The organism is Streptomyces sp. NPDC020965 (assembly GCF_044333555.1).
GTDB lineage: Bacteria > Actinomycetota > Actinomycetes > Streptomycetales > Streptomycetaceae > Streptomyces.
In genome coordinates this window covers 368513-393605 of record NZ_JBIRRE010000005.1, presented here as the reverse complement: position 1 = coordinate 393605, position 25093 = coordinate 368513, and the positions used below count along the sequence as shown (strand labels likewise).

General features: G+C 71.6%; 19 protein-coding genes. 3 read left to right on the top strand and 16 right to left on the bottom strand.

The annotated features are described in order from the left end of the window. Nucleotides 1-171: 171 nt before the first annotated feature. Entirely contained in the window at nucleotides 172-1362 is a 1191-nt protein-coding gene (locus ACH4S7_RS18175; protein ID WP_398522368.1) for a PQQ-dependent sugar dehydrogenase, read from the top strand. Nucleotides 1363-1376: 14 nt separating this feature from the next. Beyond that, nucleotides 1377-1751 (top strand): DUF6191 domain-containing protein, encoded by a 375-nt coding sequence (locus tag ACH4S7_RS18170; protein ID WP_398522201.1) that lies wholly within the window; start codon nucleotides 1377-1379, stop codon nucleotides 1749-1751. A 608-nt stretch (nucleotides 1752-2359) separates the two neighbouring features. Here ACH4S7_RS18170 and ACH4S7_RS18165 read toward each other — a convergent pair. From ACH4S7_RS18165 to ACH4S7_RS18130, 8 genes are all read right to left on the bottom strand, one after another. Next, nucleotides 2360-5470: an AAA family ATPase gene (locus ACH4S7_RS18165; RefSeq protein ID WP_398522367.1), complete on the bottom strand. Its 3111-nt coding sequence runs from the start codon at nucleotides 5468-5470 to the stop codon at nucleotides 2360-2362. Nucleotides 5471-5726: 256 nt separating this feature from the next. Beyond that, the gene (locus tag ACH4S7_RS18160; RefSeq protein ID WP_398522200.1) at nucleotides 5727-5936 is read right to left on the bottom strand and encodes a hypothetical protein; all 210 of its coding nucleotides are present in this window, start codon (nucleotides 5934-5936) and stop codon (nucleotides 5727-5729) included. Between the two features lie 249 nt (nucleotides 5937-6185). Continuing rightward, entirely contained in the window at nucleotides 6186-6650 is a 465-nt protein-coding gene (locus ACH4S7_RS18155) for a hypothetical protein (protein ID WP_398522199.1), read from the bottom strand. A gap of 58 nt (nucleotides 6651-6708) precedes the next feature. Then, the gene (locus ACH4S7_RS18150; RefSeq protein WP_398522198.1) at nucleotides 6709-7947 is read right to left on the bottom strand and encodes a hypothetical protein; all 1239 of its coding nucleotides are present in this window, start codon (nucleotides 7945-7947) and stop codon (nucleotides 6709-6711) included. Nucleotides 7948-8238: 291 nt separating this feature from the next. Next, entirely contained in the window at nucleotides 8239-9015 is a 777-nt protein-coding gene (locus ACH4S7_RS18145) for a GNAT family N-acetyltransferase (RefSeq protein WP_398522197.1), read from the bottom strand. Nucleotides 9016-9066: 51 nt separating this feature from the next. After that, nucleotides 9067-9723, bottom strand: a complete 657-nt coding sequence (locus ACH4S7_RS18140; protein ID WP_398522196.1) for a hypothetical protein — start codon at nucleotides 9721-9723, stop codon at nucleotides 9067-9069. Nucleotides 9724-9758: 35 nt separating this feature from the next. After that, nucleotides 9759-10361, bottom strand: a complete 603-nt coding sequence (locus ACH4S7_RS18135; RefSeq protein WP_398522195.1) for a GNAT family N-acetyltransferase — start codon at nucleotides 10359-10361, stop codon at nucleotides 9759-9761. A gap of 66 nt (nucleotides 10362-10427) precedes the next feature. Next, a complete protein-coding gene (locus ACH4S7_RS18130) occupies nucleotides 10428-12659 on the bottom strand; it encodes an MMPL family transporter (RefSeq protein WP_398522194.1) in 2232 nt (743 codons plus the stop codon). 446 nt (nucleotides 12660-13105) lie between these two features. Between ACH4S7_RS18130 and ACH4S7_RS18125 the strand changes: the two genes are divergently transcribed. After that, nucleotides 13106-14005, top strand: coding sequence for a hypothetical protein (locus tag ACH4S7_RS18125; protein ID WP_398522193.1), 900 nt, complete (start codon nucleotides 13106-13108; stop codon nucleotides 14003-14005). A 316-nt stretch (nucleotides 14006-14321) separates the two neighbouring features. On the opposite strand, the gene gatB is transcribed toward ACH4S7_RS18125, so the two are convergent. The 8 genes from gatB to ACH4S7_RS18085 all read right to left on the bottom strand — a co-directional run bounded on the left by gatB (nucleotide 14322) and on the right by ACH4S7_RS18085 (nucleotide 25075). Continuing rightward, nucleotides 14322-15833 carry an Asp-tRNA(Asn)/Glu-tRNA(Gln) amidotransferase subunit GatB gene (gene gatB, locus ACH4S7_RS18120; RefSeq protein ID WP_398522192.1) on the bottom strand — a complete coding sequence of 504 codons (1512 nt, stop codon included), beginning with the start codon at nucleotides 15831-15833 and terminating at the stop codon, nucleotides 14322-14324. Between the two features lie 16 nt (nucleotides 15834-15849). Next, a complete protein-coding gene (locus ACH4S7_RS18115) occupies nucleotides 15850-16089 on the bottom strand; it encodes a hypothetical protein (RefSeq protein ID WP_398522191.1) in 240 nt (79 codons plus the stop codon). Then, entirely contained in the window at nucleotides 16086-17579 is a 1494-nt protein-coding gene (gatA, locus tag ACH4S7_RS18110; RefSeq protein ID WP_398522190.1) for an Asp-tRNA(Asn)/Glu-tRNA(Gln) amidotransferase subunit GatA, read from the bottom strand. Before gatA ends, ACH4S7_RS18115 begins: the two co-directional genes overlap by 4 nt. Nucleotides 17580-17584: 5 nt before the next feature. Further along, on the bottom strand, nucleotides 17585-17881 hold the full coding sequence (gene gatC, locus ACH4S7_RS18105) for an Asp-tRNA(Asn)/Glu-tRNA(Gln) amidotransferase subunit GatC (RefSeq protein WP_398522189.1): 297 nt from the start codon (nucleotides 17879-17881) through the stop codon (nucleotides 17585-17587). A gap of 354 nt (nucleotides 17882-18235) precedes the next feature. After that, nucleotides 18236-20389 carry a putative bifunctional diguanylate cyclase/phosphodiesterase gene (locus tag ACH4S7_RS18100; RefSeq protein WP_398522188.1) on the bottom strand — a complete coding sequence of 718 codons (2154 nt, stop codon included), beginning with the start codon at nucleotides 20387-20389 and terminating at the stop codon, nucleotides 18236-18238. 323 nt (nucleotides 20390-20712) lie between these two features. Continuing rightward, nucleotides 20713-22941: an NAD-dependent DNA ligase LigA gene (gene ligA, locus ACH4S7_RS18095; protein WP_398522187.1), complete on the bottom strand. Its 2229-nt coding sequence runs from the start codon at nucleotides 22939-22941 to the stop codon at nucleotides 20713-20715. 29 nt (nucleotides 22942-22970) lie between these two features. Next, nucleotides 22971-23969, bottom strand: a complete 999-nt coding sequence (locus ACH4S7_RS18090) for a methionine synthase (protein ID WP_398522186.1) — start codon at nucleotides 23967-23969, stop codon at nucleotides 22971-22973. A gap of 416 nt (nucleotides 23970-24385) precedes the next feature. Continuing rightward, on the bottom strand, nucleotides 24386-25075 hold the full coding sequence (locus tag ACH4S7_RS18085) for an SDR family oxidoreductase (RefSeq protein ID WP_398522185.1): 690 nt from the start codon (nucleotides 25073-25075) through the stop codon (nucleotides 24386-24388). Nucleotides 25076-25093 lie beyond the last annotated feature (18 nt).

Sequence of the window (25093 nt, the reverse complement as noted above, 5' to 3'; positions counted from 1 at the left end):
TGGTGCGGTTCGAGTTCCGGGAGTACCGGGAGTACCGCAGGTTTCGGGAGTTTCGGGAGTTTCGGGAGTCTGCTCCGGGGAGTCTGGAGGGTTCGGGGTCGGGGTGGGGAACCTCTGGGGTCCGGGCGGTGTAGAAGGGGTGAGGAGGCAGGGCAAGCGTCTGTCGAGAGGATCAGTACTGTGCAACGTGCTCGTGTAACGGCCGGGTTGGCCGCCGTGGTGGCTCTGCTGGCCACGGGATGCTCGTCGGACGGCGGGAAACCGTCGACCCCGTGGCGGGGGGCGTCATCGGAGGCCGCACCGGCCCCTTCCGGGACGCCGTCGGGCAGCGCTTCGCCGACGGCCTCGGCACCGTCGGGGCCACCCGCGAAGGGCTCGGTGAAGGTGGTGTCCACCCTCGCGGAGGGGCTGAAGTCGCCCTGGGGCGTCGCCGCGCTGCCCGACGGCGATCTGCTGGTCTCCTCGCGGGACGCCGGCACGATCACCCGCGTCGACGCGGAGAGCGGGAAGAAGACGGAGATCGGCGCCGTGCCGGGGGTCTCACCCGGGGGCGAGGGAGGGCTGCTGGGCCTGGCGCTCTCCCCCTCCTTCGCCTCCGACCGCCAGTTGTACGCGTACTTCACCACCGAGTCGGACAACCGCATCGCGCGGCTGCTGTTCGACGAGCGGAAGCAGCCGGGCAAGCAGCTCGGTGCCCCGGACACAGTGCTGCGGGACATCCCCAAGGGCTCCGTTCACAACGGCGGGCGGATCGCCTTCGGTCCGGACAAGATGCTCTACGCCGGGACGGGCGAGATCGGCGAGACGGGCCTCGCCCAGGATCCGAAGTCGCTGGGCGGCAAGATCCTGCGGATGACCCCCGACGGACAGCCCGCGCCGGGCAATCCGGAGCGCGGGTCCCTGGTCTACTCCCTGGGGCACCGCAATGTGCAGGGTCTCGCCTGGGACTCGGGAAACCGTCTCTGGGCGGCGGAGTTCGGCCAGAACACCTGGGACGAGCTGAATCTGATCGAGCCGGGGAAGAATTACGGCTGGCCGAAGGTGGAGGGCAAGGGCGGCAAGCCGGGCTTCGTGGACCCGGTGGCCCAGTGGCGCACAGAGGAGGCGTCACCGAGCGGAATCGCATATGCGGAGGGCTCGATCTGGATGGCGGGGCTTCGGGGCGAGCGGTTGTGGCGGATTCCGCTGGCAGGAGCGGAACCCTCGGCGGCCCCCCAGCCGTTCCTCGAAGAGAAGTACGGCCGCTTTCGCACAGTTCTCTCGGCGGGAGGCTCCAAGCTCTGGCTCGTCACCAGCGAGACGGACACCCGGGGCACACCCGAGGCCGGGGACGACAGGATCCTCCAACTGGAGGTGACGTAAGGGGTGTACCGCTTGTGTTCAACGCCTTCGAGGAGATCTTCGCCCCGGGCCGCAAGCATACGGAGGACGAGCGCAACCGCGTGGCCCTGACCCGGACGGACATAGGCGACAGTGACCCGTGCCAGGGGCCGATAGATCTGACATCGGGCAAGGTCACGGTCCGCCGCGCGGAGGATCCAGGGACCTCGCCGACAGACCCGCGGGACACCCTCCGGACCGACCCCGCCCCCGACCCACCGCGCGATGCCCCACGCGATGGACGGCTCGTGGCCTCGCGCACGGATCAACACCCGGCCCTTCGCACGGATCCTCGCGCAGATCCACGCAAGGGTCGGCAGGGCGACCACGTCCCGCGCGGAGTGGCCGGCGGCCGGGCGGCGGACCGCTGAGGGGCGAGGCGGTCGATGGCGCACGGGCCGGCCGGTGCGGCGCGGTTATACCGGTGCGCGGCCCGCTGGGATGGCGTCAGGGACGGCTCCAGGGCGGCGGCACGCGGGGGGCCGCAACCCAGGAGCTCTAGGGGGACCAGGGAGCGGTCGCCGGGGGCCCGCAGAGCGGCGTGGGACGGTCACGGGGCCGCCCCACGCCGGTCCGGGTCGTCCCGGGCGGCTCGCACCGGCCCGCGCCTACCTAAGACCTGCCCACACCGCCCACACCGATCCGAGACCAACCGGCACCCGCGCGCCCACGCCAGCCTGAGACCGACCAACACCCCTCACCCACCTGCCCTGCACCCACCAGTCTGGTCCCGACCCAACCCGATCGGACCCGCCCCGCACCCGCACCCGCACCCGCACACATCGTTCGTCCCCATACACAGCAGTCTGTTCGCGGGCCGCCTGAGACCGACCCTCCCTGACCCGGCCTGCACCCACCCACACCCACACCAGCCTGTTCCCAACCCACCTGAGACCGACCCGGACAGACCGGTCCGCACCCGCTCACCCCCGACCGCAGGCCGGCCGGAGGCCCGACCGCAGGCTCCTCCCGGCCGGTCTCAGGCTGAGGCTTGGTTGTCCGGGGTGGTCGCCGGGAAGAGGCGGAGGCGGTGAGCCAGGGCCGCCGCCTCGCCCCGGCCCGAGACGTTCAGCTTGGCCAGGATGTTGGAGACATGGACGCTCGCCGTCTTCGGGGAGATGAAGAGTTCCTCCGCTATCCGGCGATTGCTGCGGCCCGCAGCGACCAGGCGCAGGACGTCCTGCTCACGCGGAGTCAGACCGAGCGCGGGCCCCGGCTGCGCGGCGGCCGGGTCGTTCGAACCGGTCGCGCCGGGGCGGCCGTTCGCGGGGCGAGCGCTCCCGGCCAGGGTGGGGGTGTCGGTCAGGGAGACACGGGCGCGCTGGGCGAGCAGCGCGATGTCGTCGGAGAGGGGGCGCGCGCCCAGCCGGCTGGCGGTCGAGGCCGCGAGGCGCAGCAGTTCCGTTGACCGCCCTCGGTCCGACAGGAGGAGGGACTCGGCCCAGCGGACGCGGATCAATGCCTGCTCGTAGGGGAAGTCCACGGACTCGAAGCCCTCGGTGGCCTCCGCCCAGTCGGCGGCGGTGTCCTGGTCGGCGGCGCGGCGGAGTTCGGTCTGGACCCAGTGTTCGTGGGCCGCCCAGACCGGTACCGCGGAGGCGGCCTTGCGCGCCGCCGTGCGGATGGCCTCCACCGCGTCGGCGCGGCCCGGCTCGGCGGCGGGCAGGCCGCGGATATCGGCCTCCAGGGTGGCCGCGACCCGGAGCAGGGGCCAGGCGTAGCGCTGGGTGCCGGGCAGGAAGCCGGACTCCGCGACCCGGGCGAACTCGGCCCGCGCGTCCAGTACCCGGCCCTCGGCAGCCGCAATACCCATCCCGATCATGGCCATGGGAAGCGAGCTCTGCGGCATCGGGTCGTGCGGGCCGTAGTGGGCACGGGCCGCCTCAAGGTGTTCGGCGGCCCGGGGCACATCGCCCCGGGCGAGCGTCACGATGGCGAGGTGGAGGGCGGCGTTCCCCCGGGCCTTGGCGCTCGATCCGAGGCCGAGTGCGCGTTCCGCGGCCCGGAGCGCCTCGTCCCAGCGGCCGAGGGTGTAGAACGACTCGGCCAGATTGCCGAGCATCCACGCGGCCGAGTCCCGCAGGCCGTAGTGGTGCGCGAGGTCGAGCCCCGCGCGGAGGATGGTCACGGCCTCCTCCGAGCGGCCGACGCTCTCCAGCGTGGCCGGCACATTGACATGGGAGCGCCCGATGAGCGACGGCAGACCGAGGACGACGACCCGCCGCCTGACCTCGTCCATCTCGGCGAGCCCCGCCTCGATGGCGCCCGAGTCCGCCATGAGGCCGCCGAGTACGAGCCGGGCCCGGAGTTCGATCTCCTCGTCGTTGACCAGGCGGGCGTACTCCACGGCTCGCTCGGCCGTCTCCAGGCTGTCCGGGCCCGGGGCGTGCAGCCGGGTCCAGATGGCGGCCTCGGCGAGCACTCCCGCGTGCACCGCGGACGGCGGCAGTCCACGCACCAGTTCCTGGGCCTCGCCGAGTTCGGCCCAGCCGTCACCACGGCCGAGCGCCGAGACCAGCCGGGAGCGCTCGACACAGAACCAGGCGGCCCGCAGCGGGTCCTCCGCTGCGGCGGCGAGCCGCTGACCGCGTTTGGTGATCTTCAGTGCTCGTTCCCGTTCGCCGCTGAGCCGGCCGGCGACGGTGGCCTCCGCCATCAGGTCCAGGAAGCGCAGCGGCGTGGCGTCGGGGTCGCAGCCGCACGGCGGGTACGCCTCGGTGTAGTCGACCGGCCGCAATTCCGCCCGTACCTCGTCGGGCACGATGTCCCACAGCTCCATCGCCCGCTCCAGCAGGGTCAGTTGCTCGGCGTAGGCGTGACGTCTGTGGGCCTCGACGGCGGCGCCGAGGACGGCGGGCAGGGCCTTGTGGGGCATCTGGGCCTGGTACCAGTAGCTGGCGAGCCGCATGGCCCGTTCGTCCTCCCGGACGAGCGAGGGATCGGCCTCCAGCACCTCCGCGTACCGCCGGTTGAGCCGGGAGCGCTCACCGGGCAGCAGATCGTCGCTGACGGCCTCCCGGGCGAGGGAGTGCCGGAAGCGGTAGCCGTCGCCGTCCGCCGTGGCGAGCAGCATGTTCGCGCCGACGGCGGCCCGCAGGGCCTCGATGAGCTCGTCCTCGGAGAGCCGGGCGACGGCGAGCAGCAGGCCGTACTCCACGGTCGAACCGCCCTCGGCGAGGATCCGGGTGACCCGCTGCGCCTCCTCGGGCAGCGCCTCGACCCGGACGAGCAGGATGTCCCGCAGCGAGTCGGAGAGTCCGCACGTACTGCCGTCGGCCATGATGCGGGCGAGTTCCTCGACGAAGAAGGCGTTCCCGTCGGAGCGGTCGAACACCCGCTCCACCATGACGGGTTCCGGCTCACTGCCGAGGATGCCGGCGAGCTGGTGGCAGACCTCGGCCCGGGTGAACCGGACCAGCTCGATGCGCCGCACGGTCCGCATCCGGTCGAGTTCGGCGAGGAAGGGCCGCAGGGGGTGGCGGCGGTGCACATCGTCGGAGCGGTAGGTCGCGACGACGACGAGCCGGCCGCGGCGCAGGGTGCGGAAGAGGTAGGCGAGCAGATGGCGGGTGGAGGCGTCCGCCCAGTGCAGGTCCTCCAGGACCAGCAGGACCGTCCGGTCCGCGGCGATCCGCTCCAGCAACCGGGCCGTCAGCTCGAAGAGGCGCGCCATGTCCTCGTCATCGTGCCGGCTCTGCTCCCCCCTGGGCCGCTCGCCCAACTCGGGCAGCAGTCGGGCCAGCTCCTCCTCCTGTCCGGCGGCGGCAACGGCCAGCTCGTCGGGGAGCTGGCGGTGGAGTGCGCGCAGGGCGCTGGAGAAGGGCGCGAACGGCAGCCCGTCCGCGCCGATCTCGACACAGCCGCCGACCGCGACGACGGTGTCCCGCTCGCACGCCTCGGCTATCAGCTCCTCGATGAGCCGGGTCTTGCCGACCCCGGCCTCGCCCCCGACGAGCAGCGCCTGTGGCTCGCCCCGGGGACGGCTGCCCGCCCCACCGGCGCGGGCGAGCGCGTCGACGAGCACTGACAGCTCATCGGCGCGCCCCACGAATACGGGACTGAAGGACCTGGTCTCCACATCGCCGAGCATCGCACAGGGGTCCGACAGGGCGACATCTGCCGGCCCGCCTCCTGCGCCTGTAACCATGTCGGCGACTGCGCCCACCAGTGGGGTGTCACGGTGCTTCACGGTTCACCGGCGTCTCGATCGTCAAGGTCGCGGTCCTCATGACGTACGGTCCTCCCGGCGTATGGTTCCCCCAGGTCCCGGGTTCCGGGTTCCGTTCTCCGGGGTTCCGTTCGGCGGCGCGCCCCTGGCACGGTGGCCGGGCCCGAAGGCGGCACGGTCAGGCGGCCCGGACGAAGCGTTCGTGGCGCGTGTTCACCCCGCCGCCCCCTTTCCTGGTGTCCTTGGCGGCTGATCGCTCGGCACGGCGGGCCTGGCGAAGCTGCCGTGCGAGACGGTAGGTTCCGGCCTGCTCGATCAGCTCGGCCCTGCGGAGTTCCTCAAGCTTGTAGGCGAACATGTCGCGCTCCCTCGGTGGTGTGGAGATCATCCGGCTTTCCGCCGTGCCACCAATCTCGTCTCCCAGGGCCCCCCGCCGCATCGGGAGGGTTACGCATGTTCGGGGGTGCGGGGTCCTTAGACGGCGTGCGTACGGACCCGGGGCGCCTTAGGTCCTTCGAGGAAGTGTTCGACCCTTGCGTTCGCGGCGGTGGGATCGACCGTCGCGTCCCCCGTGCTCGCGCCTATCGCCCTCCGTCCGACCGTTCGATGTGACGAACGGTCGGACGGAGGCGTGGGCTCAGGCGAGGACGGCCGAGTAGCTGTCCAGGGTGACCCAGGTGATGTCGTTGGCGGCCGTACCGCCGAACACCGTGACCCGGCCGGTCGTGTGGACCTCCACACGACAGGAGTTGATGCCGGCGGAGTTGTTACGGGGACAGACCGCACGCACGACCTTCGGCACCGTGACCGTCGTCGGCATGGTGCCGATCACGGCGTCGGCCGTGAACAGGCCGGTGAATCCGCCACGCATCTGAAGGAAGTCCGTGCCGGCGATCTTCACGACGCGGACGGCCGGGGCGTCCACGGCGGCGGTGACCCCCGCGGCCAGGGTGAGCGGCTGCCAGTCGTGGACGACGCCGATACCGCCGGGGACGACGGCCGCGGAAGCGGGGCCGGCAAGCAGGGGGGCGCCGATCGCCGTCGCGGGGGCGGCGACGGCCGCGGTGAGCAGTGCGCGGCGGCTGGTGCTGATTCGGGTCATGGCTGATCCTCCGGGATCGTGGGGCGGTCGAGGGGAGCGCGGGCGCCGAGACGGGTCGTCAGCGCCAGGCCGCCGAGAAGTTGTCGAGGTCGATCCAGGAGATCCGGTTGTCGGCGGTCGGGCCGAACACGGAGAGTCTGCCTTCGGAGTTGACCTCCACCCTGCAGACGCAGCGACCACCCTGGTTGTTGCGGGTGACCACGGCCCTGACCGTACGGCTGGGGGTCAGTGTCGGCGGGAGCTGGGCGAACGGGCCCTCGGCCGTGATGTCGCAGTCGAAACCACCGCGAAGCTGGAGGTAGGTGGTCCCGGCCAGGGAGACCAGACGCCCGCGCGGGCTCATCGCGCCCGTCTGCGGAGTCGCTCCGGAGACGCCCGTCAGTGGGGTCCAGTCCGTCAGCAGCTTCACGCCCTGTACCGGCGCATCCGTCGAGAGGAAGCAGATCGTCGCCTCGCGCGGAGTGGTGAAGCTTCCGCTGAAACCGAAGAGCAGCCGCGCCTCGTCGCCCATCCGCTCGATGCACATGCCCTCCGGCTCCCGGCGGTCGAGGCCGGGCACGGCGGTGATGTGCTGGGGCCCGGCGGCGAAGGAGCCGTCCGCCCAGGACACGGCCGTGATGTGGGCGTTGTTCTTGTCCGGACTGCCCGTGAACACATAGAGATACTCGCCGAGCGACGCGAATCCCTGGGGGGTGGGGGTGTCGTGGTCCGTGAAGAATCCCCCGTTGCCGGTGGGCAACATGATCGTTCTCGTCGCGGTCCAGGTGACACTGCCGGTGACCGGGTCGATGGGGTACTGGCTGAAGAAGACCTTCTTGGCGCTGCTGAGGTACCTGAGCGTGAGGCGGTTGTAGATGGGATCGACGTTCGGGGACGGTTGCTCGGCGTCCGGCGTGGGACGGAAGGGGGTCGAGACCCCGGGCGAGGACATGGTGAGCGTCTGCCCGGCGCGGTAGGGGACCCGGGCCACTCGGGTCCCGTACTGGCCGGACATCGGCCCCGCGTCCGTCCAGAGATGGGTCGTACCGCCGATGTGCTGCGCGCCGATCTGGTTCGCGTGGCCGAATCCGGCGAGGTGCATGGTGTCGATCGGCCGCCCGGTCCTGCGGTCCATGCGGTAGACGCACAGGTTCCCGGCCGTCGGGTCGTCCCGTACCTGCGCCACGAACAGTTCGTGGGTGACGGGGTCGACGGCCATGGACTGCCCGGCCCGCGTATGTGTCTCGTGGTTCAGCGGCGTACCACTGAGAATGCGGCCCCAGGGGCCGGTCAGGTCTATGAGATCCGAATGTGCCACGAAGAAGGCCCCTCCTCCTGTGGCCCGTCGTGGGCCACCCCGCAAGATCCTATGCGGCAGGGGTCCGGCGCCCATGGGGGCAGTGGCGACTGCCAGTGTCTCCAGCGGGGCGGCGGGTTCGAGCCGGAACCGACGCGGTCCTGCTCGTCGCCGGTCCGGCCGGGCGCGGTTCGAGGGGGCCCGCCCACGGAGACGAACGGCTACCGGAGCGTCACGCTCCGGCCCGACGCCGTCCCCACGGATTCCGCACCTCAGCCAGCGGGGGGGGCACCCCGTACCGGAACATCGCCCTCAGGGGCGTACGGAGTAGGCGTACGGGGTGGTCGTGCTCAGCTCCGCGAAGCCGAGCCGGCGCAGGATGGGGCGGCTCTCGTCCGATGCGTCGACCTGGAGGAAGCGGTATCCCCGGTCCGCCGCCGTACGGGCCCGGTGGGCGACCAGCGCGCGGTAGATGCCGCGTCCCCGCCAGTCGGGCACCGTACCGCCGCCCCAGAGCCCGGCGAAGCAGGTGTCCGGGTAGAGCTCCATGCGCGCGGCGCTGACCGGCAGTTCACCGGCGAGCGCGACGGTCAGCACCACGGTCTCCCGGCCCAGCGACCCGAGGAGCCGATCGCGCATCCACGGGAGGCTGGTGCCGAAGGCGCGCTCGTTCGCCTCGACCATCAGTTCCACTCCGGCCGGGTCGGTGACGTCCGCCAGCCGTACGCCGTCGGGCAGGGCGGGCACCGTGGACAGCTCCCCGATCTCGGCGACCATCAGGGTCTCCGGCGGCTCGGGGGTGAAACCCGCCGCCCGCAACCGCGCGCCGAGGTCGCCCGGCCGGTCGTGCCCGTACAGCTTCCACTCGAAGTCACGGCCGATGGCGGTGAAGTGCCGCACCTGTTCGGCGATGGCGGCGTCGGCGGTTCCGCTGTCCAGGTCGGACCAGACGACCGCGCTCCAGTCGGCGTCCTGCCCGGTCTGCCGTACGACGTCACCGACCCGCTCGACCAGGGTCGTGGGGCTGTCGGCGACGGCGTCCCGGCGGAGTCGGCGGTCAAACAGGGCGAGCGTCTCTTGATGATCCATCCGGGCAGTGGAGCACTCGACCCCGGATGATCACCACCGAATTAGTGGAGGTCAGCCGGCCTTGGGCAGTCCCACGATGAGGTCGAAGTACATACCGACCGAGATGAGGATGCCGATACCACCGAGCACGGCTCCGGCGACGGCGAAGGCCCGGACCCAACCGGGCTTGGCGGGCCGGGAGAGCACCGCGAGGCCGAGGATCAGGGCGAGGGTCGCGAAGACGCCGTTGACCAGGGCGGTGGTGTGCCAGGCGTCGCCGTAGATCGCGGAGATCTGCTCGGCGGGACTGCCCTGGGAGGTCTCGATCTGGCCCAGCAGCGTCTGGCGCTCGGCGGCGATCCGGCCGACCCAGCTACCGCTGAGGCCGACGAAGGCCAGCGCGGTGGCGATGATGGCCGCGGCGGCGGAGAGCAGCCCGGAGGACGGGGCCGCCACCAGGACATCGGCGTCGTCGCCCTCCTCGTCGAACTCGTCGCCCTCCAACGAGTCAGCCGGCTCAGAGGCATCAGCGGACTTGGTGAAGTCGACGCCCTCCGCGGAGGTCCCGTCGGCGGCCCCACGGGCGTTCTCGGGTGTGTCACCGGCCGTGGCCTTGCCGGCGGTGCCGGCCGTTTCGGGCGTCTCCGTGGCCTCGGGCGCCGCGCCGCTCTCTCCCTCGCCCGGCCGGGTCGTCGTTCCGTTGTTCTTGTCGGTCTCCGTGGGGTTCATTCGGCGCACGGTAACCGCGTTGTCTGAGAGTCCCCTTAACGCCGGAACGGACCGCACCGCTCTGCGGACACCCGGTGCGCGCGCCACTCCGGCGCCAGCGTCGACCAGACCTCCAGATCGTGCCGTACCCCTCGGTAGGGATGGGCCTCGCGCAGCACGCCGTCCCGCACCATCCCCAGCCGTTCGGCGACCTTGACGCTCGCCCTGTTCCCGGCCGACACGACCCATTCGACGCGGTGGATCCCGCGCTCCTCCACCGCCCAGTCGATCAGCACCCCGGCGGCCCGGGTGACCAGTCCACGGCCCACCGCGGCGGGTTCGAGCCAGCAGCCGACCTCACAGGTGCCCGACGCCGCGTCGAAGGTCCGGAAGAGAACACCGCCGACCAGGGTGCCGTCCAGCCAGATGCCGAAGATCCGCCCTGCGTCGGCCGCCTGCTTCTCGGCGTACGACCCCAGATAGGCGCGGGCCGCGTCAAGGTCCTGGGTGACGTCCGGAAGACCGATGTACTCGCCGATGTACTCCCGGCCCCGGTCCATATGGGCGAGGAACTCCGGCGCCCGCCAGGGCTCCAGGGGGCGCAGCTCCGCCTTCTCACCCAGGGGCGATTCAGGGGCACCGAGCGGTATCGCGAACATGGTGGTCTTCCTCCGGCTTTGCTGTTTTTTCTACCGCTTCAACTATTTTGTCCGCGGTACCGGCCCCTACGGTACGAGCTGTGCTTCATCGCTGGTGGGGCGCCCGGAAATCGTCGCACGGTCGTGGCTCTCGGGCGGTTCGACGCTGATCCGCGGAAGTCGTCGCTCCAGCCAGCCGGGCAGCCACCAGTTCGCGCCGCCGAGCATATGCATCAGGGCCGGGACCAGCAGCGTGCGCAGCACGAAGGCGTCCAGGGCCACGGCGGTGGCGAGCGCGATGCCGAACATCGCGATCACCCGGTCGCCGGTGAGGACGAAGGCGAGGAAGACCGAGATCATGATCACGGCGGCGGAGTTGATCACCCGGCTGGTCTCGGCGAGCCCCACCCGTACCGCACGGCGGTTGTCCCCGGTGGCCAGCCACTCCTCGTACATCCGGCTGACCAGGAAGACCTGGTAGTCCATGGAGAGGCCGAAGAGCACCGAGACCATGATGACCGGCAGGAACGGTTCGATCGGGCCCGCCCGGCCCAGTCCGAGCAGTTCGCTCCCCCAGCCCCATTGGAAGATCGCGACGACGACTCCGAAGGAGGAGGCGACGGCGGCCACGTTCATCGCGGCGGCCTTCAGCGGGATGCCGATCGACCGGAAGGCCAGCAGCAGGAGCAGACAGCCCAGCGCGATGACGACCCCGACGAACAGCGGCAGCTTGCCGACGATGACCTCCGCGAAGTCGTCGTAACCGGCGGTCACACCGCCGACCTGGACCCGCAGGGATGTGCCGTCGGACGCCGCGGGCAGCACCTCGGCCCGGAGTCGGTCGACGAGTTCGCTGGTGTCCCGGGACTGCGGTGCCGACTCCGGTACGACGGTCAGCAAGGCCGTGTCACCGCGGTCGTTGTAGGTGACCTGGCCGACCGACGCGACGCCCCGGGCATCCCCCAGGGCGGCCGGCAGCGCGTCCATCGCGCGCCGCTCACCGGGGCCGCCGATCTCGGCGACCAAGGTGAGCGGGCCATTGACGCCCGGCCCGAATCCGCCGCCGTCCCCCGGCCCGCCACCGCCCCGCGCCAGCAGGTCGTACGCCTGGCGGGTGGTGAACGAGGAGGGGTTGTTGCCCTGGTCGGACGTGCCGAGGTGGAGCGAGAACGTCGGCAGCGCCAGCACCACCATGACCACGGCGGCGACGGCCCCCAGCAGCTTGGGGCGGCGCTCCACCAACGCCGACCAGCGGGCGGCGAAGCCGGTCGGTGACTCGGGCTGCGGACCGTGCTCGACCAGCCGGCGTCGTTCGCGCCCACTGAGCGCGCGCCCGCCTATGAAGGTCAGCAGCGCGGGCAGCAGGGTCACCGACGCGGCCACGGTGAGGACGACCGTGAGACAGGCCGCGATGGCCACGCCGTTCAGGAAACTGAGCCGCAGGATGAGCATCCCCAGGAGGGCGATGCAGACGGTGGCCCCCGCGAAGACGACGGACCGGCCCGTGGTGGCCACCGCGTTCTCGGCTGCCTCGGCCACCGAAAGACCGGCGCGCAGTCCCTTGCGGTGGCGGGTGACCAGAAAGAGGGCGTAGTCGATGCCGACGCCGAGCCCGATCAGCAGACCGAGCATGGGGGCGAAATCGGCGACGGTCATCACATGCCCCAGCAGCACGGTGCCCGCGTACGCGGTGCCGACGGAGACCAGGGCGGTGGCGAGCGGCAGCAGACTGGCGGCGAGTGAGCCGAAGGCGAGGAAGAGGACGACGGCGGCCACGGCCACCCCGACGGCCTCGGCGAGCACCCCGCCCGCCGACTCGGTGAGACCGACGGCGGTGCCGCCCAGCTCCACCTGGAGCCCCTCGGTCTCGGCGGCCTTCGCGAGGTCGATGACCCGTTCGACCTGCGGGAGGGGGACGGAGTCGGCCCGCTGTTCGAAGGTGACGGTGGCGTAGGCGGTGTGGCCGTCGCGGCTGATCCGGTCCGCGCCACCGGGGCCGTACGGGCTGGTGACCGTGGCGACGGCGTCGACTCCCGCGACCTGGTCGAGCATCCGGGCCATGCGCTGTTCGACCTCGGGAGCACGGACGCTGCCGCTGTCCGAGTGCCAGACGATGGTGTCGCTGTCGCCGCTCCGGTCCTGGAAGCCCTTCTGGAGGAGGGCGGTGGCGCGGCCGGACTCGGTGCCGGGGACCTCGTAGTCGTTGGAGTAGGCGGTCCCGGCGACGACCGCGGCGGCGGCGACACCGGCGCAGGCGAGGACCCAGAGCAGGACGGTGACGATTCGGTGCCTGATGCACCACCGCGCGATGGCTGCCAACGGAGCTGCTCCCTGGGTGGTTCGCGGATCTTTGATCGGGAACAGCCCGATGAGAACTCATGACCTACGAGAGAACACTCTGTCAGCCAATCGTGATCATTTGTTCCATTACTACCAGTTTCGTGGGCTTCCTCACAGCCGGGCGCCGCCACCCGGAGCAGCCCCGCCCCTGCCCCACCCGACCGGCACGGAGAGGCGCCGGGAAACGCCGTGAGCCGCTGATAGACACCGGGAGACCACTGGCGACACCGGCGGGGGAAACCCCCTCACCGACCGTGACCGGACGGATCGCGGGCCCACCCCCGGCTGACGCCCCGTCCGTTCCGTCGGCCCCTCCGGCGGGTGCGCGTCTCAGGCGGGTGCGCGTCCGTGCGCCGGCCGTGCGCGGAGATAAACACACCCTCGTACAGCGGACGTTGTCAGTGACGGCTGGCACGATGGACGCCATGGAGACCACCGGGACCAACCAGCCGATCCTGATGCCCGGCGAAGCCGCGGAGTTCGCCCTGACGCTGCACGACACTCCCGAGGACCATGTCGGCCGGGCCCCGGTGCCGGTGCTCGCCCATGAGCCCGACGCCTCGCTCAGGGAGCGCCGGGAGTCCTTCCGCGCGGTGTACGAGGCGATCGTCGGCCGGATCGGTGAGCCGACGCTCTACGGCGGCTCGGCCGGTGGCCCCAATGTCCGCTGGCGGGACGCCCGCCGCACCGTCCTCCTCGCCGGCAACCGGCACCGCGCCCAGCTCTCGGTCCACGAGACGGACTCCCTGGAGTACGACGAGATGCGCACCTTCGCCTGGGGCGGCGCCTGGGCGGCCGACGAACCGCATGACTTCGATCTGCTGCCGTACCTCTGGCAGCTCGACCGCAGCGGCCCCGGCGAGCGACCGGTGGAACGCACGGCCGGCCGGACGGCGTCGTCGCTCGAACACTTCGAGAGCGCGCTCGAATTGATGCTCGCGGCCTGGGTGGAACAGCTTCCGGTGCAGGTCGGCGGAGACTGGGCCGGGTTCTGTCTGACCAGCGCGGCCGACCGGGGCCGTCAGATCCAGATCTCGTACGCCCTGGTGGACGGATTGCATGTGTCGATAGACGACCGGGACGGCGAGGAGACGCCGGAGTACGCGGGGCTGATGCGCTCGCGCGGCTGGCACTCCCGGGACCGGGGCTGGTGGCAGGCGGAGTTCCCCGAGCCGGAGCGGGCGCAGACGACCGAGGTGGCCCGGCTGGCGGTGGCGGAGCTGCGGGCCCGGGGCACCAGGGAGCCGAAGGACCTGCGGGCGCGGGACGTGAGCTGCAAGGACCGGGGCGAGCTGCTGCTCCCGGGGCTGGGGATACGCCACTGAGGCGCCCCTGGCAGGCGTGGGCAAGCGTGGGCAGCCGCGGGCAAGGGATCAAGGCACGGGGCAGGGGGGCAGGGCACGGGGCAGGGGGGCAGGGCACGGGGCAGGGTCGAGTACGGGCCAGGGCAGGGCAGGGGGACGGCTCCGGCGACGCGTACGGGAGCGGGCACGGCTCAAGCGCGGGCGCGGGATCGGGCGCGGGGGGGGGCGCGGGATCGGGCGGGGGGGGGACGCGTACGGGAGCGGGGACGAACCAGGGGCGGCCCGCGCCGTTTCCGACGTGGGCCGCCCCCGGTGACATCCGCTGGTGCGGTGGGCGTCAGCCCTCGGTCACACCGAGGCGCTCCAGGATCAGCTCCTTGACGCGGGCCGCGTCCGCCTGACCACGGGTGGCCTTCATGACCGCGCCGACGAGCGCGCCCACGGCCGCCACCTTGCCGCCGCGGATCTTCTCCGCGATGGCCGCGTTCCCCGCGATGGCCTCGTCCACGGCGGTACCGAGCGCGCCGTCGTCGGAGACGACCTTCAGACCGCGCTTCTCGACGACCGCGTCCGGACCGCCCTCACCGGCGAGCACACCCTCGATGACCTGACGGGCGAGCTTGTCGTTGAGCGAGCCCTCGGCGACGAGCGCCGCGACCCGGGCCACCTGGGCCGGGGTGATGCCCAGCTCATCCAGGCCCTTGCCCGACTCGTTGGCGTTACGGGCCAGCTCGCCCATCCACCACTTGCGGGCGGCGGCCGAATCGGCACCGGCCTCGACGGTGGCGACGATCAGATCGACCGCGCCCGCGTTGAGGATCGACTGCATGTCGTGCTCGCTGACACCCCACTCCTCACGGAGGCGGGCGCGGCGCAGGCGCGGCAGCTCCGGCAGACCGGCCCGCAGCTCCTCCACCCACTCCCGGGCGGGAGCGACGGGCACGAGGTCGGGCTCCGGGAAGTACCGGTAGTCCTCGGCATTGTCCTTGATCCGGCCGGCCGTGGTGGAGCCGTCCTCCTCGTGGAAGTGCCGGGTCTCCTGGACGATCGTGCCCCCGGACTCCAGCACCGCGGCGTGCCGCTGGATCTCGAACCGGGCGGCGCGCTCGACGCTGCGCAGCGAGTTGACGTTCTTCGTCTCGCTCCGGGTGCCGAACTTCTCCCGGCCGTGCGGACGCAGCGACAGGTTCACGTCGCAGCGCATCTGGCCCTTGTCCATCCGGGCCTCGGAGACGTCGAGCGCCTTGATCAGCTCGCGCAGCTCGGCGACGTACGCCTTCGCCACCTCGGGAGCGCGCTCGCCCGCGCCCTCGATGGGCTTGGTGACGATCTCGATCAGCGGAATGCCGGCGCGGTTGTAGTCCAGCAGGGAGTGGGACGCGCCGTGGATACGGCCGGTGGCGCCGCCGACGTGGGTCGACTTGCCGGTGTCCTCCTCCATGTGGGCGCGCTCGATCTCCACGCGGAAGATCTCGCCGTCCTCCAGTTGGACGTCCAGATAGCCGTTGAAGGCGATCGGCTCGTCGTACTGCGAGGTCTGGAAGTTCTTCGGCATGTCCGGATAGAAGTAGTTCTTCCGGGCGAATCGGCACCATTCGGCGATCTCGCAGTTCAGCGCGAGACCGATCTTGATGGCCGACTCGACGCCGATCGCGTTGACGACCGGCAGGGAGCCGGGCAGACCGAGACAGGTCGGGCAGGTCTGCGCGTTGGGCTCGGCGCCCAGCTCGGTGGCACACCCGCAGAACATCTTGGTCTTGGTGCCGAGTTCGACATGGACCTCAAGGCCCATGACGGGGTCGTAGCCGGCGAGCGCCGCCTCGTACGACACCAGTTCAGTGACGGTCACGGTGAAACTTTCCCTCTCAGCCGAACAGGACGTCGTCGTCGCCGATGCGCTTCAGTTCACGCACCAGCAGGGCGACGCCACTGATGATGGCGGCGGCGGAGATCGCGGCGTCGATCAGCCGGAGCGCATCGTGCTCGGAGCGGGCCTTCTTCGCCTGCTTCAGGACACTGAGCGCCCCGAAGGCGGTGGTGCCGATCGAGAGATACGTACCGGTCTTCGACTTCTTGAAGCCCTTGGCCTTGGTCAGTGCGCTCATAGCGACGGTGCCTCCTCCAGCAGCGGGTGTCCCCACCTTTGCACGAAGGCGGCCTCGACGGCTGCGCCGACCTTGTAAAGGCGGTCGTCCTTCATGGCGGGGGCGATGATCTGCAGCCCGACCGGGAGGTTGTCCTCGGGGGACAGACCGCACGGCAGGGACATCGCCGCGTTGCCGGCCAGGTTGGTCGGGATGGTGCACAGGTCGGCGAGGTACATCGCCATCGGGTCGTCCGCGCGCTCGCCGATCGGGAACGCGGTGGTCGGCGTCGTCGGGGAGACGATCACGTCGACCTGCTCGAAGGACTGGTCGAAGTCCTGCTTGATGAGCGTGCGGACCTTCTGGGCGCTGCCGTAGTACGCGTCGTAGTAGCCGGAGCTGAGCGCGTACGTACCGAGCATGATCCGGCGCTTGACCTCGTCGCCGAAGCCGGCCTCCCGGGTCAGCGCGGTGACGTCCTCGGCGGACCGGGTGCCGTCGTCGCCGACCCGGAGGCCATACCGCATCGCGTCGAAGCGGGCAAGGTTCGAGGAACACTCGGACGGCGCGATCAGGTAGTACGCCGACAGGGCGAGGTCGAAGGACGGGCAGTCCAGCTCGACGATGTCGGCGCCCAGCTCCTTCAGCAGGGCCACCGCCTCGTCGAAGCGCTGCATCACCCCGGCCTGGTAGTGCTCGCCGCGGAACTGCTTGACCACGCCGACGCGCATTCCGTCGACGCTGCCGTTGCGGGCGGCCTCGACCACCGGCGGGACGGGGGCGTCGATGGAGGTGGAGTCGAGCGGGTCGTGCCCGGCGATGACCTCGTGCAGCAGCGCCGCGTCCAGGACCGTACGGGCGCAGGGGCCGCCCTGGTCCAGGGAGGACGAGAAGGCGACCATGCCGTAGCGGGAGACACCGCCGTAGGTGGGCTTGACGCCGACCGTGCCGGTGACGGACGCGGGCTGGCGGATCGAACCGCCGGTGTCCGTGCCGATCGCGAGCGGTGCCTCGTACGAGGCGAGTGCGGCGCTGGAGCCACCGCCGGAGCCGCCGGGGATCCGGGTCAGGTCCCAGGGGTTGCCAGTCGGGCCGTAGGCGCTGTTCTCGGTGGACGACCCCATGGCGAACTCGTCCATGTTGGTCTTGCCGAGGATGACGACATCGGCCTCCTTCAGCTTGCGCGTCAGGGTGGCGTCGTACGGGGGGATCCAGCCTTCGAGGATCTTCGAGCCGACCGTGGTCGGAACGCCCTCCGTGGTGAAGATGTCCTTCAGCGCGAGCGGGACACCCGCGAGGGGGCCCAGCTTCTCGCCGGCCGCGCGCTTGGCGTCCACGGCGCGGGCCTGCGCGAGCGCACCCTCACGGTCGATGTGCAGGAACGCGTGGACCTTCTCGTCGATGGCGTCGATCCGGGCCAGATGGGCCTCGGTGACCTCGACGGCGGTCAGTTCGCCGGCGGCGATCCGCGCGGCGATCTCGGCCGCGGTGAGCTTGATGATGTCCGTCATGATGATCAGTCCTCCCCCAGGATCCGCGGCACTTTGAAACGCTGCTGTTCCTGGGCCGGGGCGCCGGAGAGCGCCTGCTCGGGGGTGAGCGACGGACGGACCTCGTCCGCACGCATGACATTGGTCAGCGGCAGCGGGTGGGAGGTCGGGGGCACGTCCTGGTCGGCGACCTCGGCGACGCGGGCGACCGCGCCGATGATGTCGCCGAGCTGACCGGCGAACTGATCGAGTTCGTCGCCGGATAGCTCCAGACGTGCCAGGCGGGCGAGGTGGGCGACCTCCTCGCGCGTAATGCCAGACATGCAGCGATCCTCAGGGGTGAGTGAGAGTGGTGTGACCCCAATCCTATGGGGCACGGCCACCCGACCACGAAACGGTTTGCCTCCCCCGCTCCGCTGGCCTCCGGCTCCCCGCCCAGAGGGACCCCCGCCCCGGCGATCGGAACACCCGCGGGACGGCGGCCACCCCCCGGCGGTCGAGCAACCGTGCGCGGGGTGCCGGGGACGATCGGGCGCGGGCGCCACGCGGCCGGCGCGGGGTCACTGAGGCGTCGGGCACCGGGTCGCCGGGGGGCCGGGTACGGGGTCCGGCCGGGGGGCCGGGTACGGGGTCCGGCCGGGGGGCCGGGCGCGCGCCGTGCGCCGGACCCCGGGCCGCTACGGGACCACCTGGCCCGAGGGCTCGTCCGCGTCCGCCGGGGCGGGTTCGGGGGCGGGGGCCACCTCGGGGGCGGCGGCGCGGGGCTGCCGGTGCCAGCCCCGCTCCCCCCGGGCCCGTAGCCACGCGGTCGTCTCGGCGGGCGGCATCGCCGCCGCCACCAGCCAGCCCTGCACGGCGTCGCAGCCCAGGTCCCGGAGCCGCTCCCAGGTCTCGTCGTCCTCGACGCCCTCCGCGACGACCAGCAGTCCCAGGGAGTGCGCCAGGTCCACGGTGCAGCGGACGATCTCCGCGTCCTCCGTGTCCACCGCGAGCCGGGCCACGAACGAGCGGTCGATCTTCAGCTCGCTGACCGGGAGGCGGCGCAGATGGACCAGGGAGGAGTAGCCCGTACCGAAGTCGTCGAGGGACATCTTGACGCCGTGGTCGGTCAGGCCCGCGAGGGTGTCGGCGGCGCGCTGCGGGTCCTCCAGCAGCACATGCTCGGTGATCTCCAACTGGAGCGCCCCCGGTGGGACGCCGTGCCGGGCCAGTCGCGCGGCGACGGAGCCGGCGAAGCCGGGGGTGTGGACGTCCCGCGGGGAGACATTGACGGCGACCGGCACCATCAGCCCCTGCGCCCGCCACTTGGCGACCTGGGCGAGCGCGGTGTCGAGCACGTACTCGGTGAGGTGGGGCATCAGACCGGAGGACTCGGCTATCGCGATGAACTCGTCCGGGGGCACCCGGCCGCGGTCCGGGTGGACCCAGCGGACCAGGGCCTCCAGGCCCGCGACATGGCCGTCGAAGCGGACCTTGGGCTGGTAGTGCAGCTCGACCTCGCGCGCGTCCAGCGCCCGGCGCAGATCGCCCAGCAGGCCGAGCCGGTCAGGGGTGTTGCTGTCGCGCTTGGACTCGTACACCTCGACGCCGGTACGGTCCCGCTTGGCCTGGTACATCGCCACATCGGCGCGGCGCAGCAGCCCTTCCGCGTCGAGCGCGTGCTCGGGGAAGACGGCGACACCGGCGCTGGCCTCCAGGACCAGGGTGAGGCCGTCCAGGTCGAGCGGTGAGGAGAGTTCGGAGGCGAGCTGGCGGGCGACGCGCTGGGCGCTGGTGATGGAGTCGGCGGTGGGCAGCAGGACGGCGAATTCGTCGCCGCCGAGCCTGGCCGCCTCGGCGCCGCGCGGCAGGGCGTGTCGGAGCCGGTGGGCGATCTGCAACAGCAGCCGGTCGCCGGCGAGATGGCCGAGCGTGTCGTTGACGGAGCGGAAGCGGTCGAGGTCGATGAGGACGAGGGCGGCGCGGGTGCCGTCGTTCTCCGCGTCCTCCAGCGCGGACCAGGTCCGCTCCAACAGCCACTGCCGGTTGGGCAGTCCGGTCAGGGGGTCACGGAGCTGCTCCTCGGCCCGTGCCCGCGCTATCCAGAGGGTGGAGTCGAGGGCCATCAGGGGGACGGCGAACAGCGGCAGCAGTACGGGCATGTCGATGGCGACGACGCAGATCAGCGGCGCGATGCCGAGGAGGGCCACCGCGACAAGGCCCTGCCGCAGCAGGGCCGTACGGGCGACGGTGGGCAGTCCGTCGGTCTGGGGCGCGAGCACGTACCAGAGCAGGAGACGGGTGACCCCGAGGTAGGCGGTGGCCGCCAGGATCACTTCGGGCGCGGCCTCGATGCCCCAGTCGAGTGGCGCCCAGGGGTTCTCGACGCTGGGGGTGGTCCCGAAGAGCGCGAGAACGAGGGCGGCGGCGCCGATGCCGAGGACGTCCACCGAGCCGTGCAGGACGCCGTGGCGCCAGCGATGTCTGCGGGCGGTGCCGACGAGGGCGACGACGGCGAGGCTGATGAGGCAGGCCGCCATCCAGCCGTAGAGCAGCAGGACGGCGATGGTGAGGACGGCGCCGGAGCCGGTGCCGCCCCACCAGCGGTCGCGGCCGAGGGCGACCAGATGGCCGACGATGATCGCGGTGAGGACCGCGAGCGCCCAGCCCACCGTGGAGCCGGGGAAGAGGGCGCGGCCCTCGCGCAGGGTGTCGGTGACCCCGGTGGCGAGGACGGCCGTCGCGCCCGCGACGACGGCCAGGGGCAGTCCCGGTGGCATGTTGGCGATGCCCGCGAGGGCCGCGAAACCACGCGGCCGTGGGACCGGGGCGGTGCTCTCGGTCGGTTTCATTCCCGTCCCGTCCCTCTCACAGCCGGCGGTGCCGATGCCTCGCGATGGTTCCCGTTGTCATCCCACCACCACGACTGAAATCCACCACGCAGCCGTGCACGACAGGCGCACGTCTCAACAGTAGGTGGCAGGAGGCTTCGACGGGCGGCGCACTACAGCTCTTGCCCGAATGCGACCAGGCCACCCTTATCCATCTGCTATGCGCTGAACGGGTGACCTGTACCAGTCGTTTCTCCGCTGTCAAGGGAGTCTTGTTCTTGCCCCGCGCGCCCCCTGCCTCTCCGCGAACGCGCCCCCCATGAGCCCCGCTCACGCCCCCCGTGTCACGCCTCTCCAGGCACAGCCGCCTCACGAGCCGCTTCGGGCCCCTGTTCGAGGAGGACGACAAAGCCGCTCTCGTCCAGAACGGGCACCTTGATCTGCATCGCCTTGTCGTACTTGGAGCCGGGGTTGTCCCCGACCACCACGAACCCCGTTTTCTTGGAGACAGAACCGGTCACTTTCGCGCCGAGGTTCTGTAGGGCCTCTTTTGCGCCATCTCTGGTGTAGTTCTCAAGGGTTCCCGTGACGACGACGGTGAGACCTTCGAGCGGACGGGGCCCCTGGTCCTCCCCCGCGCCCTCCTCTTCCATCCGCACACCGGCCGCCGCCCACTTGCGGAGGATCTCCTCGTGCCAGGGCTCGGCGAACCACTGCTTCAGCGAGGCGGCGATGATGCTCCCGACGCCGTCGGTGTCGGCCAGCTCCTGCTCGGTGGCCTCCCTGATCCGGTCGATGGAGCGGAACTCGCGCGCCAGGGCCCGCGCCGCGACCGGCCCCACATGCCGGATGGAGAGCCCGGTGAGGATCCGCGCGAGCGGCCGGGTCCTGGCGGCGGCGATGTTCTCCAGCATCGCCACGGCGTTCTTCCTGGCCTCGCCCTGCTGGTTGGCGAAGACCGGCACGATCTTCGGCTCGCCCGTCTCCGGGTCGCGCTTGGGCAGTCCGCTGTCCTGGTCGAGCACGTACGCCCGGATCGGCAGCAACTGCTCCATGCTGAGGTCGAAGAGGTCGCCCTCGTCCCGCAGCGGCGGCTCCGACGGCTCCAGGGGCTTGGTGAGGGCGGCGGCGGCGACCAGCCCGAAGTGCTCGATGTCGAGTGCGTTGCGCCCGGCGAGATAGAAGAGCCGCTCCCGCAACTGGGCGGGGCAGGAACGGGCGTTGGGGCAGCGCAGGTCGACGTCGGCCTCCTTCATCGGCCGCAGCTCCGTCCCGCATTCGGGGCACTCGGCGGGCATCACGAACTCGCGCTCGGTGCCGTCCCGCAGATCGACCACCGGTCCGAGGATCTCCGGAATGACGTCACCGGCCTTGCGCAGCACCACCGTGTCCCCGATGAGCACGCCCTTGGCCTTCACCACGTCCTGGTTGTGCAGGGTGGCGAACTCGACCTCGGAGCCCGCCACCTTGACCGGCTCGACCTGGGCGTACGGAGTGACGCGGCCGGTGCGGCCCACCCCGACCCGGATGTTGATCAGCTTGGTGTTGACCTCCTCCGGCGCGTACTTCCAGGCGATGGCCCAGCGGGGCGCCCGCGCGGTGGAGCCGAGCCGCCCCTGGAGGGGGATCTCGTCGAGCTTGACGACCACGCCGTCGATCTCATGCTCCATGGAGTGGCGGTTCTCGCCGAAGTGGGCGATGAACTCGCGCACCTCCTCCAGGGTGTTCACGACCTTGTTGTGCCGGGCGGTGGGCAGACCCCACTCGCGCAGCAGGTCGTAGGCGTGCGAGAGGCAGTCGATGTCGAAGCCCTGCCGCGCGCCGATGCCGTGCACCACCATGTGGAGCGGCAGGGTGGCGGTGACCTTCGGGTCCTTCTGGCGCAGCGAGCCCGAGGCGGAGTTGCGGGGGTTGGCGTACGGCTGCTCGCCCGCGGCCACCCGGCGGGCGTTCAGCTCCTGGAAGGCGTCCATCGGGAAGTAGACCTCGCCGCGGACCTCCACCAGCTCCGGGATCCGGTCACCGCTCAACCGCTCCGGGATGTCGGCGATGGTGCGGACGTTCGGCGTGATGTCCTCGCCGACGCGGCCGTCGCCCCGGGTCGCGGCGCGGACCAGCCGTCCCTTCTCGTACGTCAGGTTCACGGCGAGGCCGTCGACCTTCAGCTCGCACAGGAAGTGGAAGTCCGATGTGCCCACGTCACGCTCGACGCGCTCGGCCCAGAGGGTCAGCTCCTCGTCGCTGAAGGCGTTGTCCAGGGAGAGCATCCGCTCGCGGTGCTCGACCTTCGCGAGGTCCGTCTCGTACTGACCGGCGACCTTCTGGGTGGGCGAGTCGGGCGTCCGCAGCGCGGGATACCGCTCTTCCAGCTCCTCCAGGGAGCGCAGCAGCGTGTCGAACTCGCCGTCGCTGATGGTCGGCCGGTCCTGTACGTAGTACCGGAAGCGATGCCCCTCGATCCGCTCGGCGAGGTCGGCGTGCCGCTCCCGCGCGTCGGCGGGCAGCCCCGAACCGTCCTGTCCCTCGTGTGCGGACAGGTCCGTACGCCGTTCCGTACGCTCTTCGCCAGCCACCGTCTCGTCCTCCCGTATCCCAGCACCCATTACTCAGGGTTGTCCGCGAGCGATCTCGCGGCCAGGGCGCAATGGGCGAGCGCCGCCCGTGCGTACGCCGGTGAGGCGCCCGCGAGACCGCAGCTCGGGGTGACCACCACGGACTCGGCGAGAATCCCTGGATGCAGCCCCAGCCTGCGCCACAGCATCCTGACACCCATGACGCTACCCGCCGGGTCTGACAACGCCGTGTCCGTCGACGGCACGACGCCCGCGAAGAGCTTCGTGCCGCCCTCGACGGCCTCACCGATGGCATCGTCGTCACGCTCGGTGAGTAGCGCGGCGTCGAAGGAGATCCCCGCCGCGCCGGCCCGGCGCAGCAGCGTGAACGGCACGTCCGGGGCGCAGGAGTGGACGACGACCGTCTCGTCCGCGATCAGCTCCCGCAGGGCGGATTCCACGAGCTGCCGGTCCACCGCCCGGTAGGTGCGGTAGCCGCTGGCGCTGCGGACCCGGCCGCTCAACACGGCGAACAGCGACGGCTCGTCCAGTTGGAGCACCACCCGGGCGCCGGGAATCCGGCGCCGTACGTCCGCCAGGTGGGTCCGGATGCCCTCCGCGAGCGAGGCAGCGAGATCGCGGCAGGCGCCGAGGTCGGAGAGGACCGCCTCGCCGCCGCGCAGCTCCAGCGCGGCGGCGAGCGTCCACGGGCCGACGGCCTGGATCTTCAGCGGGCCCTGGTACCCCTGGGTGTACTCCTCCAGGGCGTCGAGGTCCTCGCCGAGCCAGGAGCGGGCCCGCCGGGTGTCCCGGCCCGGCCGGTCGCTGACGCGCCAGCCGCTGGGTTCGACATGGGCGTACATCTCCACGAGCAGACCGAGGCTCCGCCCGATCATGTCGGCGCCGGGGCCCCGGGCCGGCAGCTCGGGCAGGTGGGGAAAGTCTTCGAAGGACCCGATGACGGTCTTCGCGGCCTCGCGCGCGTCGACACCGGGCATGGACCCGACGCCGGTGGCGGGGCCCCAGCTGAACTCGCTCTTCTCGCTCACCCCGGAAGCGTACGTGCCGCGCTCGGGCCGGGAACCGGCGTGCCCGCGCTCTCCGCCTGCCGCTTGCCGCCTGCCGCGGGTGTACGGGGTTCCAGGGCCGCGGGTGTACGGGGCCCGGGCGGGGCGCCCCGTACACCCGGCACCCCGGCACCCCCCGGCCACCCGGTCGCGGTCACGCGCTCAGTCCGGCCGCGGTCACGGTCGCACACGGCCACCCAGTCGCGGTCGCACGGTCCCGGTCTCCCCGAGCTCGATCCGGAAACCACGCAGCTTCACCTGGCCGCCCGCGCGGCCCAGGAACTCCAGCGAGCCGTCCCGCCGGCGCCGGGCAAGGTCTCCGGTGCGGTGCATCCGGGAGCCCCCGGCGGGCCGAACGGATCGGCGGTGAACCGTTCGGCGGCGCGCGGGGAACAGCCTCAGCGGCCGGGGCGCACGCTCAGATTGTCGATCTCGGCGTCCCTCGGCAGATCCAACGCGGTGAGGATCGCCGTCGCGACCGACTCGGGGTCGATCCAGCGCGCCGCGTCGTACTCCTTGCCCTCCTGGGAGTGCACCCTGGCCTGCATCGGGCTCGCCGTACGCCCCGGGAAGACCGAGGTGACCCGGACGCCGCCGGCGTGCTCCTCCTGGCGCAGGGAGTCGGCGAGGGCCTTCAGACCGTGCTTGGAGGCCGCGTACGCGCTCCACTCCGCGTGCGCGGCGAGCCCGGCGCCCGAGTTGACGAAGATCACGTGCCCCTGGGAGACGCGGAGCTGCGGCAGCATCAGCCGAGTGAGCTCGGCGGGCGAGATGAGGTTGGCGTTGAGCTGCTGGTGCCAGGTCTTGGGCCGCAGGTCGCCGACCGGGCCGAGGTCGACGATGCCCGCGATGTGCAGCAGCGAGTCCAGTCGATCCGGCATCGGCTGGTGCGAGAACGCCCAGGAGATCCGGTCGGGGTCGGCCAGGTCGGCGACGAGCGTACGGGCACCGGGGTAGACGCCCGCGAGCTGCTTCGCGCGTCCGGCGTCCCGCGCCAGCAGAATGAGGTCGTCGCCGCGTTCGTGCAGCCGGCGCGTGACGGCCGCGCCGATGCCGGAGCCCGAGCCGGTGATCAGATGTGTTGCCATGCCGACCATGCTCGCACT

Coding starts and splice junctions, on each gene's coding strand:
- ACH4S7_RS18165 (WP_398522367.1), bottom strand. CDS start 5,470: ATGCTCGGCGATGTGGAGACCAGGTCCTTCAGTCCCGTATTCGTGGGG.
- ACH4S7_RS18160 (WP_398522200.1), bottom strand. CDS start 5,936: ATGATCTCCACACCACCGAGGGAGCGCGACATGTTCGCCTACAAGCTT.
- ACH4S7_RS18155 (WP_398522199.1), bottom strand. CDS start 6,650: ATGACCCGAATCAGCACCAGCCGCCGCGCACTGCTCACCGCGGCCGTC.
- ACH4S7_RS18145 (WP_398522197.1), bottom strand. CDS start 9,015: ATGGATCATCAAGAGACGCTCGCCCTGTTTGACCGCCGACTCCGCCGG.
- ACH4S7_RS18140 (WP_398522196.1), bottom strand. CDS start 9,723: ATGAACCCCACGGAGACCGACAAGAACAACGGAACGACGACCCGGCCG.
- ACH4S7_RS18135 (WP_398522195.1), bottom strand. CDS start 10,361: ATGTTCGCGATACCGCTCGGTGCCCCTGAATCGCCCCTGGGTGAGAAG.
- ACH4S7_RS18125 (WP_398522193.1), top strand. CDS start 13,106: ATGGAGACCACCGGGACCAACCAGCCGATCCTGATGCCCGGCGAAGCC.
- ACH4S7_RS18115 (WP_398522191.1), bottom strand. CDS start 16,089: ATGAGCGCACTGACCAAGGCCAAGGGCTTCAAGAAGTCGAAGACCGGT.
- gatA (WP_398522190.1), bottom strand. CDS start 17,579: ATGACGGACATCATCAAGCTCACCGCGGCCGAGATCGCCGCGCGGATC.
- gatC (WP_398522189.1), bottom strand. CDS start 17,881: ATGTCTGGCATTACGCGCGAGGAGGTCGCCCACCTCGCCCGCCTGGCA.
- ACH4S7_RS18100 (WP_398522188.1), bottom strand. CDS start 20,389: ATGAAACCGACCGAGAGCACCGCCCCGGTCCCACGGCCGCGTGGTTTC.
- ACH4S7_RS18085 (WP_398522185.1), bottom strand. CDS start 25,075: ATGGCAACACATCTGATCACCGGCTCGGGCTCCGGCATCGGCGCGGCC.